Origin of the sequence: Leptolyngbya sp. PCC 6406, assembly GCF_000332095.2 — a bacterium.
Taxonomy (GTDB): Bacteria; Cyanobacteriota; Cyanobacteriia; order Phormidesmidales; family Phormidesmidaceae; genus PCC-6406.
This window is the reverse complement of the sequence record NZ_KI913949.1, coordinates 5,091,381-5,104,949: the sequence shown is the minus strand read 5'-3', so window position 1 is coordinate 5,104,949 and position 13,569 is coordinate 5,091,381. Positions and strand designations below refer to the sequence as shown.

13 protein-coding genes are annotated in these 13,569 nt (G+C 57.0%); 11 read left to right on the top strand and 2 right to left on the bottom strand.

Annotated features, from left to right (window positions below):
- The first annotated feature begins 26 nt into the window (after positions 1–26).
- Positions 27–596 (top strand): dihydrofolate reductase family protein, encoded by a 570-nt coding sequence (locus LEP6406_RS0222830; RefSeq protein ID WP_008316784.1) that lies wholly within the window; start codon positions 27–29, stop codon positions 594–596.
- 399 nt (positions 597–995) lie between these two features.
- Positions 996–1,730 (top strand): succinate dehydrogenase/fumarate reductase iron-sulfur subunit, encoded by a 735-nt coding sequence (locus tag LEP6406_RS0222820; protein ID WP_008316780.1) that lies wholly within the window; start codon positions 996–998, stop codon positions 1,728–1,730.
- Between the two features lie 16 nt (positions 1,731–1,746).
- On the opposite strand, the gene LEP6406_RS0222815 is transcribed toward LEP6406_RS0222820, so the two are convergent.
- Positions 1,747–3,126, bottom strand: coding sequence for a (Fe-S)-binding protein (locus tag LEP6406_RS0222815; protein ID WP_008316778.1), 1,380 nt, complete (start codon positions 3,124–3,126; stop codon positions 1,747–1,749).
- Positions 3,127–3,200: 74 nt separating this feature from the next.
- The gene (locus tag LEP6406_RS29380; RefSeq protein ID WP_008316775.1) at positions 3,201–3,986 is read right to left on the bottom strand and encodes a hypothetical protein; all 786 of its coding nucleotides are present in this window, start codon (positions 3,984–3,986) and stop codon (positions 3,201–3,203) included.
- A gap of 591 nt (positions 3,987–4,577) precedes the next feature.
- On the opposite strand from LEP6406_RS29380, the gene LEP6406_RS0222805 reads away from it, so the two are divergent.
- The 9 genes from LEP6406_RS0222805 (at position 4,578) to LEP6406_RS0222760 (ending at position 13,568) form a co-directional block, all read left to right on the top strand.
- On the top strand, positions 4,578–5,525 hold the full coding sequence (locus tag LEP6406_RS0222805; protein WP_008316773.1) for a COX15/CtaA family protein: 948 nt from the start codon (positions 4,578–4,580) through the stop codon (positions 5,523–5,525).
- 231 nt (positions 5,526–5,756) lie between these two features.
- Positions 5,757–6,758 (top strand): heme o synthase, encoded by a 1,002-nt coding sequence (locus tag LEP6406_RS0222800; protein WP_008310107.1) that lies wholly within the window; start codon positions 5,757–5,759, stop codon positions 6,756–6,758.
- Positions 6,759–6,800: 42 nt separating this feature from the next.
- Positions 6,801–7,484 carry a Bax inhibitor-1/YccA family protein gene (locus LEP6406_RS0222795; RefSeq protein ID WP_008310105.1) on the top strand — a complete coding sequence of 228 codons (684 nt, stop codon included), beginning with the start codon at positions 6,801–6,803 and terminating at the stop codon, positions 7,482–7,484.
- Positions 7,485–7,582: 98 nt separating this feature from the next.
- On the top strand, positions 7,583–7,933 hold the full coding sequence (locus LEP6406_RS0222790) for a phage holin family protein (RefSeq protein ID WP_008310102.1): 351 nt from the start codon (positions 7,583–7,585) through the stop codon (positions 7,931–7,933).
- 24 nt (positions 7,934–7,957) lie between these two features.
- Positions 7,958–8,413, top strand: a complete 456-nt coding sequence (locus LEP6406_RS0222785; RefSeq protein WP_008310100.1) for an NfeD family protein — start codon at positions 7,958–7,960, stop codon at positions 8,411–8,413.
- A 461-nt stretch (positions 8,414–8,874) separates the two neighbouring features.
- Complete coding sequence (locus tag LEP6406_RS0222775; RefSeq protein WP_008310096.1) at positions 8,875–9,720, top strand: SPFH domain-containing protein; 846 nt, start codon at positions 8,875–8,877, stop codon at positions 9,718–9,720.
- Positions 9,721–9,840: 120 nt separating this feature from the next.
- Positions 9,841–10,950, top strand: coding sequence for a dual-specificity RNA methyltransferase RlmN (rlmN, locus tag LEP6406_RS0222770; RefSeq protein ID WP_263971214.1), 1,110 nt, complete (start codon positions 9,841–9,843; stop codon positions 10,948–10,950).
- Between the two features lie 94 nt (positions 10,951–11,044).
- Complete coding sequence (locus tag LEP6406_RS0222765) at positions 11,045–12,433, top strand: MFS transporter (RefSeq protein ID WP_027269365.1); 1,389 nt, start codon at positions 11,045–11,047, stop codon at positions 12,431–12,433.
- A 271-nt stretch (positions 12,434–12,704) separates the two neighbouring features.
- The gene (locus LEP6406_RS0222760) at positions 12,705–13,568 is read left to right on the top strand and encodes a transglutaminase family protein (RefSeq protein WP_008310090.1); all 864 of its coding nucleotides are present in this window, start codon (positions 12,705–12,707) and stop codon (positions 13,566–13,568) included.
- Position 13,569: the final 1 nt, after the last annotated feature.

Below are 13,569 nucleotides of genomic sequence, written 5' to 3'. Positions count from 1 at the left end.
TTGGAAATTAGAAGGTACTCGCCACAATGAAGACTCAGTACTACACGGCGACGAGTCTTGACGGATTCATCGCCACCGAAGATGACTCGCTAGACTGGCTGTTCCCGTTGGGCGATGTGGACGACACGAGCTATCCCGCATTCATCGCCGAGGTAGGTGCATTGGCAATGGGCTCAGCAACCTACGAGTGGATGCTACGGCATTCTGACACGGTGGCCGCCGAAACGGGATCAGCATGGCCTTATACCCAGCCCGCCTGGATCTTCTCCAGCCGAGGACTTCCATCGATTGAAGGGGCGAACACGAACTTTGTCCAAGGTGATGTGCGACCCGTTCACGCTGAAATGAGCAAAGCGGCAGGCTCGAAGAACATCTGGATTGTGGGCGGAGGAGATCTTGCTGGTCAGTTCTTCGACGCTGGCCTGCTAGACGAGGTCATCGTCCAGGTCGGTTCGGTCACGCTACAGAAGGGTAAGCCCCTATTCCCACGGCGCGTTACGAGCCCGCCCCTTGTCCTGGTTTCCGTTCGGCAGATTGGTACGGCCTTCGCGGAGTTGCGCTATGAGGTACCCCGAAATGATGCCGCCACCACCTGAGTCACCGCCTGCATTGGGCGCGGAAACCGCGCCCCTACCCCCACGCCCCAATATCGGTCACCCGGCAACAAGGGCAACCACCCTACGACTATGCTCAGGGCAGGCAAGGGATTGCCCCTACGGATCCAGATCAATATCGGTCACCCGGCACTGGGTAGGGCGGGTTTTGATCCTCCCATTTGGGATTTCCCAGTAGACACGAGCTAAACCCGCCCCTACGGCGGCATCCTGCATTGGGCGCGGAAACCGCGCCCCTACGGGATATTAAATTCAAAATTCAAAACTCAAAATTCCTGTCACCTGTCACCCCAACACCCCCCCACCCCATCACTCACACCCCCCCTCCTCTTAAACTAAAGACATCCCCCGAAAGTCCCCCACAGGCAGGTTGGCAACGCTGTGAAACTTCATCTCAAGATTTGGCGACAGGATGGCCCCGAGCAGGTGGGACGGTTTGAGCGCTACACCGTGGCCGAGGCGGACCCGGATATGTCTTTTTTGGAATTGCTGGATGTGCTGAATGAGCAGCTTATCCACCAGGGACAGGCTCCGGTGGAATTTGACCACGATTGTCGGGAGGGTATTTGTGGCTCCTGCGGGGTGGTCATTAATGGTTTGGCCCATGGCTCCCAGGCTCAAACCGCGACCTGTCAGCTTTATCTGCGCCACTTTGCTGAGGGGGACACCCTGACGGTGGAACCCTGGCGGGCCAAGGCGTTCCCCGTGATTAAGGATCTGGTGGTGGATCGCTCTGCCTTTGACCGCATCATTGCTGCCGGGGGTTATATTTCGGTGAAAGCTGGATCTGCTCCTGAGGCCAATGCGCTGCTGGTATCTAAGGCGGATAGCGATCTCGCTTTTGACTATGCCGCCTGCATTGGTTGCGGAGCCTGTGTTGCGGCCTGTCCCAATGCCTCCGCCTCCCTCTTCACCGCCGCGAAGGTGGCCCACCTGTCCCTGTTGCCCCAGGGCCATCCAGAACGACACCAACGGGTGGTATTGATGACGACCCAGATGGCGGCAGAAGATTTTGGGGATTGCTCTAACCATGGGGAATGTGAGGCGGTATGCCCGAAGGGAATTTCCATTGCCGCGATCGCGCGGATGCGGCGTGAATATCTGATGGCCCTGTAGCTCACCGATAGCCCATCTATTCCCCCAGCCCTACCCCCCGTAGGGATTTATCCAGGAGTTCTAGGGGATGGAAGAGGGGAATATCTTGTCCCTGGCGGCGCAGGTGGCGCTGAATTTGGAGGGCACAGCCCGGATTGGGGGAGGCGATGGCGGCGGCTCCCGTACTCACCAAATTCGTGGCCTTCATCTGGCCCAGTTCCTCTGCTACCTCTGGTTGCAGCATGTTGTACACCCCGGCACTGCCACAGCAGAGGGCGGCATCCAGGGGTTCTCGTAACTGCACTAGGGGAATTTGCTTTAGGAGTTGCCGAGGTTGCAGGCTGATCTTCTGGCCGTGGAGCAGGTGGCAGGCATCCTGGTACACCAGGGTCAGGGGCTCGGGGGTGAGGGCATGGAGGGGGGCAGTGAGCCCCACCGTGGCCAGAAATTCCTGGGCATCTCGGACCCGTGCGGAAAAGGCATGGGCGCGATCGCGGTATTCCGGATCATCCTGCAAAATATGGCCATATTCCTTCAAGGTGTGGCCACAACCAGCGGCGTTGATGATGACGTAATCCACTGCCGCCGCCTCAAAGGTGTCGATCATGTGGCGGGCCAGATTCGCCGCTTGCTCCGATTCCCCCTGGTGGGCGGGCAGGGCAGAACAGCAGCCCTGGGCTTTGGGGATCACCACCTCGCAGCCATTGGCCGCCAACACCCGCGCCGTGGCCTCATTCACCCCAGAGAAAAATACCCGCTGGACACAGCCCAACACCATGCCCACCCGATAGCGCTGTTGGCCCTGGGCAGGCACCACCTCTGGCAAGTTGTCCTGGAAACTCTGGGGGGTAACGGTAGGCAATAAGGCTTCCATCGCCGCCAGGTTAGGAGATAGCCGCTGCAAGAGCCCCGTGCGCTGCACCAGTTTCGATAACCCCAAGCCCTGGTAAAGGGCCAGAGGAGCCAGGAGCAGTCGAATCCGATCGGGATAGGGAAAGAGGGAAAAAATAAGTCCCCTAAGTAGCCGCTGGAAGTGCGATCGCGAATGCTGGCGCTGTACCTGGGGCCGGACCGCCGCAATCAGTTGGTCGTACTGCACCCCAGAAGGACAGGCAGTGGTGCAGGCCAGACAGCCCAGGCAGGAGTCAAAATGCTCTACGGCAGCGGGAGATAGAGGTACCTCCCCCTTATTAAGGGCATCCATCAGATAGATGCGGCCCCGAGGCGAGTCCATTTCCGTGCCTAGGACGCGATAACTGGGGCAGGTGGTGAGGCAAAAGCCACAGTGGACACAGGCATCGATGAGGGGCTGAGCGGGGGGATGGTGGCTATCAAAACCCTGGGGGTGGGGAATCCTGGTGGGCACTTTAGTGTGGGCTTCAGTTTGGGAAGGGGAAGCGGAATCTGCCGTCTGCATAGCCAGGAAATTACCTTACTGCCTTTATCCCAGAGTATCGCGGGAGCTTCTGTCTGTGCCCGTAGCGGGGCAACCTAGCCCAGCAGCAATTGCTTCAAATCCTGCCGGAAGAGATCGGGATGGTTGTCTAGATCGATGGCGGTCAGTAGCTCCTCTGAAACATCCAGCAGGCCAGCAATGCGAGGGTGAGCCACCACCTTGTTGCCACAGACTTGGTAGGTCAAGGCTTCGACAATGTCATCCGCAGTCCGTCCCGTCCCGGCAATAATGACAATTTCTCGGCCCGCGTCGATGCTGGCGTAGGCATCCTGAACGGTGACCGACCCCCCATTAATCAGAATGGTAAGGGATTGATGGGAATCCGAGAGGAGCGTGGCCACCTCCGCAATCCAGACAGATTCATCACCCCACTTGTCTCCCGGTACCAGCAGACAATGGGTATGATGGGGTTCCAGAATCGAGGCTTCAGGATGATCGATGGGCTGATCCGGAAGACTCACCAGCGATCGCGGTGCCACGCCCACCAAGGGAAAGGTGCCTCCAATGGCAGTACGGGCCTGCCCCATCAACCGCATCACCCCTGCATCCGTACCCCCATCCACGACATAGAGCTGCATTTCCTCCGCTAGCGGTGCCAAAACCTGCCGAAACAAAGTCTCAAGTTGCATCTGCTGATCCGCATCCATGCCGCTAGCCCCCCCCACAACCACCAAGGTATGGCGGCGGTCTGACAGCCCCATTGCCTCTAGCCAACCTGGCAGATGAGTCGGGTTCGTAACCTGCCCAACTTTCACCCCACCAGGGTTCTGGCTGTCATTTGCCGATTCTGTAATCTGATACACCTGGATCGGGAAGGTCATAGGTAATCGCGATCGCATAAAACCGCGCTAAGACGGCAAGGGATTTATACACCAACAAAGTCCCATCCGTAGGGACATTTTGGGGGATAGGGGGCAGGGGAAGAGGGTGATGGGGTAGATTCCGTAGGGGCGGTTTTGGTTCGTATTGATTGGGAAGTCCAGAATGGGAACCCCAAAACCTGCCCTACCCGGCGTCGGAAAATCCTAAATTTAAGTAGCATACCCCCGAAATGATTAGGCTTATCGTATGGTTGTAATCTTTCACGACGGAGCGGGCGTAGTCGTAGCTCAATCCAACGGCTTTAGCCGCATCAGCGTTGTGTTACATTGCCAATCTGTTACAGGTGTCTCTCATTTTTCCCATAGATTCCGAAAAAAAGCCTAAACGTTCTCTGGTGAGAGGATTTCCATCTCTAAAGTGGGAGGCAACTGAGTCGGATCTGCCTGGACGGGGCGGAGAGGAACCGGGAGAGTCACGACTCGCGGTTCTGATCCCTTGCTAACAATGGCCCGTGGTAACAACGGTGCTGTGGTAATAGCCCTTGAATGGTGACTTGGATTTGGCTTGTCTGGAATAGTCGCCTTCCCTAAATGTCTGCACAAATTCCTTTCTCTGCTTCCCCTGCTACCCTGTCCCTAGCCCCCCCTGAGGGTTCCGGTGTGGCCCAAGATCGCATTCGTCGCCTGGTATGGAAGCTTGCGATCGCGACCCTGGCTCTGATGGCGGTGGGCAGCGCTACACGGGTCATGAACGCAGGACTGGCCTGCCCCGACTGGCCCCTCTGCTACGGTCAACTGGTGCCCCGCCAGCAGATGAACTTCCAAGTCTTTCTAGAGTGGTTTCACCGCCTGGATGCTGCCCTGATTGGGCTGATGTCCCTGTGGTTTGCCGCCCAGACTTGGTGGTGTCGCCACGACCTACCCCGTTGGCTACCTGGGGCCGCCCTGGGGGCAGTTAGCCTCATCCTCATTCAGGGGGGCCTCGGGGGACTAACAGTCACCCAACTCCTGCGCTTCGATATTGTGACCGCTCACCTCGGCACCGCCCTGGCGTTTTTCATTACCCTGTTGGTAATTGGTCTAGGGCTAACTCCCCATCAAGGCTTAGGGACAGCGGGCTCACTGAAGGGTTGGGGCGGTTTAGCTACCGGGTTGGTGTACATCCAATGCCTACTAGGGGCATTGGTGGGCTCCCGTTGGGCAGCTCACCAGTGCCTGGGCATGGCGGAATTGTGCCAGGTGATGAATAGCCATCTGATGGGGGTTGTGCCCCCGACCCTGGCTACTGTGGTGTTAGTGCTCCAGGCTTGGCGCACCCCAGCCCTGCATCCCCGGCTACGGAGTCTGGCGAACCTAGCGGGTATTCTCCTAGCATTTCAAATCTTGCTGGGTATTATCACGTTGCAACTGCGGTTACAGGTGGAGCCGCTAACAGTAGCCCATCACACCCTGGGAGCAACACTACTAGCAGTACTCGTAAGTTTCACTGTGCTAGCTTGGCGCGATGACCCAAGGCCACTCGAAGACCACAGTATGTAAGGGTGGGAGGGTATGAGGGTGGGAGGGTATGAGCACAATGCTTGCATTGGTGGGCAACGAAATTTCCACAAAGTAAACACGCTAGGCGATGCCCACCCTACGGTTTTGTAACCTGTCATCCCCTGCATTGGGCGCGGAAACCGCGCCCCCACTCCCCCACTCCCCCACTCCCCCACTCCCCCACTCCCCCACTCCCCCACTCCCTGAAGTCATCTTAAGGATTGCCCCTACATGCAAACCACACCGCCCTGGCAGGATTCTAGTCGTCATCACCAAACCTTTGGGCAGGTCTGCCGCAGCTACTGCCAGCTCACCAAGCCCCGCATTATTCCCCTATTGCTGATTGAAACCGCCGCCAGCATGTGGGTAGCGGCCCAGGGGCAGGTGGATCCCGTGCGGCTGCTGATTACTCTGCTAACGGGAACCCTGGCAGCAGCTTCGGCCCAGAGCATCAACTGCATTTACGATCGCGACATTGACTACGATATGGAGCGCACCCGCCATCGCCCCATTCCCTCCGGGCGGATTCAATTGCGGGATGCCTTGATTTTTGCCATTGTCCTAGCGCTAGTGGCCTTTACGCTCCAATGCTGGGCCGTTAACCTGCTTAGCGCATTGCTGGAGATGGCGGGTTTAGTTGTCTATGTCTTGGTCTATACCCACTGGTTGAAGCGGTCCTCTCCCCAAAATATTGTCATCGGCGGTGCAGCGGGGGCGATCCCTCCCTTGGTAGGCTGGGCGGCGGTGACGGGGGAGCTGACTTGGTCAGCTTGGCTATTCTTCGCCATTGTCTTTGTGTGGACGCCGCCCCACTTTTGGGCCTTGGCCATGGTGATCCAGGATGACTACGCCAAGGTGGGGGTACCCATGCTGCCCGTAGTGGTGGGAGACGATGCCACCGCCAAGCAGATTTGGATCTATACCCTGGTGTTGGTACCGATCACGTTCTTGATGACCATCCCTTTGGGGGCTACGGGGGCCTTATATTTGGCGATTGCCCTGGGACTGGGCAGCGTTTTTGTCAAGAAGGCATGGCAATTGTTGCAGGCCCCCTCTGATCGCGACATCGCCAAATCCCTGTTCAAATATTCCATCCTGTACATGATGGCCCTGTCCGCTGGGATGGTTCTGGATAGCCTGCCCATCACTCAGCGACTGACCCAGTACTGGGTTGGTGAGGTGACCGTTGGTCTGACGGGGATCACTGAGGGTCTGCTGGCTCTGTTGGCCTAGGGTTGGGCGGCGTTAGTCCCGCTATGTTCTTTCAACACCACCATGATTACTGTTGCCCAAGCTCGCCCAAGCGATCGCGCTCTATTTATCCGCCGCACCTATCTGCATTTAGCCGGGGCGGTTGCTGCCTTTATCGCCGTTGAGTTTCTGTTGTTCACCACAGGAATTGCTGAGACGCTGACCAATTTTTTGGCGGGCAGTCGCTTTATGTGGTTGGCACTCCTGGGGGGCTTTGCCATCCTGGGTTGGCTGGCCCGGAGTCTGATCGCCCAGGCTAAGTCTGGGGAGCAGGAGTATCTGGGGCTGGGGATTTTCGTGGCGGCAGAGGCGATTCTGTTTGCCCCGCTGCTCTACATCGCGGCCTATTTTTCCAGCCCAGATGTGATCCCCATGGCGGCGATTCTGACGCTGCTGATGTTTGGGGGGTTAACTGCGATCGCAGTTACCACCAAAACCGACTTTTCTTTTCTGCAAGGTTTCTTGACCATCGGCAGCTTCGTGGCCCTAGGGTTAATTGCCTGTAGCCTGATCTTCGGCTTTACCCTGGGCCTGCTGTTCTCTGGGTTCATGGTGATTTTCGCCTCTGTGGCGATCCTCTACGACACCTCCAAGGTGATGCATCACTATGCCACCCATCAACATGTGGCGGCATCCCTAGAACTGTTTGCCTCAGTTGCGCTGCTATTTTGGTATGTGCTTCGCATTCTCATGGCAGTCCGTCGCTAGGTAGACATGCCAATCCATCGCTAAGTAGACGCAGCAAACAGACGGACAAAACTAAACTGTTTGTCATGGGTTTTGCACATTGAGGATCATTTTTCACCATGGTTGTTTTCCTTCTGAGCATTTTGGTTCTGGCCATTGGTCTGCTGGTGGTGTCAAAGCTGCCTTTTGGCGTTGAGATTGACAGCCCCGTGACCGCCTTGATTGGGGGTGGCATCATAGGTCTGCTGACTAGTATTGTCAGCAGCTTTCCCCTCAGTGGCTTTTTCAGAGTGATTAGCTTTGGCCTGATCCCCCTGATCAGTGCCACCGTTATTTTTGGCCTAGCCGCTGTCCTACTAGACGGGTTTCGCCTTAAATGGGGAATCTGGAGTGCTCTGCTGGGGGCGATTTCCCTTGCGGTCGTAAGCTCCATCCTCCGCGCCATCTTGTCCGCCGTAGGGCTGCTATAGCAGATTGATTAGGATCTTAAAGCGGTGACACTACCTGATTTGTTGTCCCTGACCGTGGGACCAATCCCTTGGCTAGTCTGGGGATTGGGGCTGTTGGGGCTGAGCCTATTGCTACCGGAACCGACAATTGTTTCCCTGGGCTGCGCCAGCCTAGTGACCTCCCTAGTGGCTCTGACCCTTACGGGGCTGCCCCAGCAGTTACTGGTGTGGGGTATTTTGTCCTCCGCCTTCATCTTGATTTTTCGGGGGTTAGTGCCTCGACAGTCCAAAGCATTGGCCCCAGCCCGCTATGCCCAAGTACGAGAGATGATTCCAGCGGCTGGAGTGGGGCGTGTGTTTTACGAAGGGGGTCTGTGGCAGGCGCGCTGCCAAATTAGCGATGTAGCGATCTCCCCCGAGGAGACGGTGTCCGTGGTGGGTCGCCAAGGTAACGTCCTATTGGTGACTCCTTTGCCAACTGCTGAGTCTCAAGCCCAGTAGGGGATTGGCATGCCGATGAAGTCCCGTTTGTAGGGGGTATTGGGGTGACAGGTGACAGGAATTTTGAATTTTGAATTTAATATCCCGTAGGGGCGCGGTTTCCGCGCCCAATGCAGGATGTCGCCGTAGGGGCGGGTTTAGCTCGTGTTGGTCGGGAAATCCAGGATGGGAACCTCAAAACCCGCCCTACTCGTGTTGGTTGGGAAATCCAGGATGGGAACCTCAAAACCCGCCCTACCCAGTGCCGGGAAATCCTGATATTGGGCGGGTGGTAGGGTGAAATTTAATTGCCCGCCCCTAAGCGTTTTCCAGTTGAAAAATCCCCTGGGTTGAGCAAAAGACATCCCTTTGACTGAGGGGCTTTTCTGGAGTCTGGCCAAATCTGGTACAGGACTTTAGCTGGAACCCTCTAAAGCGATTAGACTTATCGGTGAATTGGTACGCTAGGGGGACAGATCCCAGTGGGTTCTTCTATTTTCGCAGTGCTAGCCCTGTTGATCACCGGCTATTCCGTTGGGTCAGTCCGTATCGTTAATCAGGGCACCGAGGCCCTAGTGGAGCGTCTAGGGCGTTACCACCGCAAGCTCCGCCCTGGGTTGAACTTTATTGTCCCCTTCATGGACATCATTGTCCTAGAGGAAAGTACACGGGAGCGGCTGCTGGATGTGGAACCCCAGCCCGCTATCAGCCGCGACAATGTCTCCCTGGATGTGGATGCCGTTGTCTATTGGAAGGTGCTGGACCTAGAGCGCACTTACTATGCCATTGAGGATGTGGAGGCGGCTATCCGCGAATTGGTGATTACCACCCTCCGCTCTAGAATCGGGACCATGCCCTTTGAGGACACGTTTTCTTCCCGTGATGATCTCAACAAACTCTTGTTAGATCAATTGGATGAGGCCACGGAAGCTTGGGGAGTGAAGGTGACTCGGGTGGAGGTGCAGAGCATTAAACCGCCGGATTCCGTACTGGAGTCTATGCAGCAGCAACAAGCTGCTGAACTGAAGCGTCGAGCTACGGTGCTGGAGGCCCAGGGGGATCAAGAGGCCACGGTCAAACGTGCCCAAGGGACAGTGGACTCCATCCAACTGCTGACGAATGTCCTCAAGGAGCGCACAGACTCTCGGGAGATTCTGAATTTTCTCATCGCCCAGCGCTATGTGGATGCGAATCAGAAGTTGGGAGAAAGTGACAACTCCAAGATTGTTTTCATGGATCCAAAGGCCCTCACTGAGGGGCTAGTGGATTTGATGAATTACAAGACGGGGCCAGATCAACACCCGTCAGGAACGGATCATCACCCATAGGTTTTCCACAGTTTTTCCACAGTTGACGGGCTTCTCCGCACCGCCTAACCCCCTTTTCAAACACCCTTCAAGCTGCCTTGTTAGGATGGGAACCTGTGTGTCCCTAAGGCTGCTATCCCTGTGTCCTCGTCTCCCGTCTCCGCCATGTTTTCCCCTGATGCCACTGCGGCTATTGTCTCCGCTGAGGAGAGTCCTTCTTCCCCTTTGGACCTGCCCTTACTGGGTCAGTCGCTAGCCCAGTTGCAAGCCTGGGTGGTGCAGCAGGGGCAACCCGCCTATCGGGGGAAGCAACTCCACCAGTGGATCTATGCCCAGGGGGCGCGATCGCTGACGGACATTACAGTTTTTTCTAAGGCTTGGCGGGCGACGGTGGCGGATGTCCCCCTGGGGCGCTCTGAACTGCATCTGCGATCCGTTGCTCCCGACGGCACCGTTAAGTATCTACTGCGGTTAGCGGATGGCCACATTATTGAGGCCGTGGGCATTCCCACGGCTAAGCGGCTGACGGTTTGTGTGTCTTCCCAGGTGGGTTGCCCCATGGCCTGTGACTTTTGCGCCACGGGGAAGGGGGGCTTTGCCCGTAACTTGGCCACCCATGAAATCGTGGATCAGGTGCTGACGGTGCAGGAGGATTTTGGCCAGCGGGTCAGCAATATCGTCTTTATGGGCATGGGGGAACCGCTGTTGAATACCGACAGCGTGGTAGCGGCAATTCGCTGTCTGAATGGGGATGTGGGTATTAGCCAGCGGGCGATAACCCTGTCTACGGTGGGGATTCCCGGTCGCATTCGTCAACTGGCGGAGCAGCATCTCCAGGTAACCCTGGCGGTTAGCCTCCACGCCTCCAATCAAGGGCTACGGGAGCAGTTGATCCCCAGTGCTCGTGCCTACCCGCTGACGGCTCTACTGACGGAATGTCGGGACTATGTGGCGGTGACGGGGCGGCGGGTGAGCTTTGAATATATTTTGTTGGCGGGGCTGAATGACCTGCCGGAACATGCAGGGGAACTGGCGGATCTCGTGGGCGGGTTCCAAAGCCATGTCAACCTGATTCCCTATAACCCAATTAGTGAAGTGGATTACCAGCGCCCCAGCGATTACGATATTCAGGACTTTGCCGAGGCCCTGAGGGAGCGTCATGTGGCGGTGAGTGTGCGCTATTCTCGCGGATTGGAGAAGGATGCGGCTTGTGGCCAATTGCGGGCGACGAAGCTGGCTGCGGCTGGCTAAGGATCCAGGAAATATTTTAAGGATCCAGGAAATATTTAATGATCTTGTAGATGGAATACTCTAGGCGGGCCTCACCGGACCTGGAGAACGACGTGTGACTTCACAGCAAACTAAATCCCAGTTAACGTTTTGGCAGCTCTGGAACATGAGCTTCGGCTTTTTTGGTATCCAGTTTGGCTGGGGATTGCAGATGGCGAATACCAGCGCCATCTTTGAACATTTGGGAGCCGAGGCGGAGCAAATTCCAATCTTGTGGCTGGCGGCTCCCCTGACGGGGCTGGTGATTCAGCCCATTATTGGCAATCTTAGTGACAATACTTGGGGGCCATTGGGTCGCCGTCGCCCCTATTTTCTAGTAGGGGCGATTTTGGGCAGTTTGGCCCTAGTGTGGATGCCTAATGCTGGCAGGCTCTGGGTTGCGGTGGGGCTGCTCTGGCTGCTGGATACGGCAGCGAATGTGACTATGGAGCCGTTTCGGGCTTTTGTCAGTGATTTGTTGCCGTCGAGTCAGCGGACCCAGGGGTTTGCATGGCAGAGCCTGTTTATTGGCCTGGGAGCGGTGCTGGCGTCTGCCTCTCCTTGGCTGTTAACCCATAGCTTGGGGGTGTCGGCATCGGCCCAGGGCACTGATGCGATTCCTCCGTCAGTGCGGTGGTCGTTTTATGTGGGGGCGGTGGTCTTTTTGGGTTCCGTGCTCTGGACGGTGTTGTTTACGGAGGAGCGGCCTCCACGAGATATGGTGGCGTTTCGGGCGCAACAGGAGCGGCGGCTGGGGGTGATGTCTACTCTGCGGGAAATTGCGATCGCGTTTCGAGAGATGCCCACTACGATGCGACAGTTGGCCTGGGTGCAGGGCTTTAGCTGGTTGGGGATGTACTGTGTGTTTCTGTACTTTCCCCCGGCCATCGCCCACAACCTGTTTGGGGCCATGGACGAAGCCTCTGCCCTCTATGGGGAAGGGGTGGAATGGGCGGGGCTCTGCATGGCCACCTATAATGCGGTCTGTTTTGGGGTGTCCTTTGGCCTGCCCAGTCTTGCTGCGGCCACCAATCGCCAAGTGGCCCATGCCCTCTGTTTGACCTGTGGGGGGCTGGGGTTGATCGCCCTGATGTTTGTGCCTTCCCCCCTCTGGGTACTGCTGCCCATGGTGGGTTTGGGGGTGGCCTGGGCAGCCATGCTGTCTCTCCCCTATGCCATGGTGGTGGGGGCGCTACCCGAGCGCAAGGGCGGTATTTATATGGGTATTTTCAATCTGTTTATTGTTTTGCCTGAGATTGTGGCCTCCTTGGGTTTGGGCTGGGTGATCACCCACCTGCTGGAGGGCAATCGCCTGTTGGTCTTGGGCTTGGGGGGTATCTGCTTTCTGATCGCTGCCCTGTTTACCCTACGGGTCCGAGAGATGCCCGCTACCAAGGGAACTGCGGTCCTAGAGAAGGGGGAGCCTGGAAGCAAGGCGATGGCGGTGGATACGCTGCCCTCCTAGACAGGGCTTGGCATTGTGCGTAACGATGCCTGAAACCAGAATGCTTTAAGATCCATGGGCGATCTTCAGCCCTGGCGCGATGGCCCCTGTGGGCCGGTCTCTGACCATCGCGAATTCGAGGCGGGGCTATGGACAGGTTCGTGATCAGCGGGTCATATAGCACTGGCCATTCAGGTTAGGACAAGGGGCTTAAGCCCCTTGTTCGTTCCAGGTTTTGAAACGTCCTAACGATAGTGACTCCTGCTATACAACAGACATCATCAATACACCTATGCGTTACCGCATTCTGCACACCACCCACTACACCTACAGTCAATCGGTCTTTCTCAAATACCATGTTCTGCGATTGCGACCCCGCAGCGACGGCAGCCAACTGCTACGACGGTTTGAGGTGAAGATCGATCCCCTACCCCACATGCAGACTGAGGATCTAGATCCCAGCGGTAATGCCTGCCTGGGGGTCTGGTTTGAGAACCAAGCCACCTCCTATCTGACGATTAAAACGGTTATGGAGGTGGAAACCTGCCGGACCAACCCGTTTGACTATCTGGCGAATGCCTGGGCGGTGAATTTGCCCGTGGATTACCCCACCTTGGTAGCAGCAACCCTAGCCCCCTATCGTCACTGTCCCCTGGGGATGGCAATCTCGCCAGGGGTAATTGATTTGGCCCAGACGATGCTCCACGAGGTTAACTACAACCTGAGTTATTTCTTGACCACCCTCACCCAGCGCATTTACGACGAGTGCACCTACGCGGTGCGTCCAGAAGGGGATCCGATGCCAGCGGGCACCACTTGGCGCACCAAGCAAGGCAGTTGTCGAGACTTTACGGTGCTGTTTATGGAAGCCTGTCGGGCAGTGGGTCTAGCGGCTCGCTTTGTCAGTGGCTATCAAGAGGGAGACCCGGACCAGCCCGCCCATGACCTCCATGCCTGGGCGGAGGTGTATATCCCCGGTGGAGGCTGGCGGGGATTTGACCCCACCCATGGCGTTGCAGTGAGTGATCGTCACATTGCGATCGCGGTGGGAGCCCATCCCCGCCAAGCGGCACCCGTCAGCGGCACCCTACGGGAGGGGGTAACAGCCCGTTCGGCTCTGACCACCCAGATCACAGTAGAGGGGTTGGGGGTTTAGG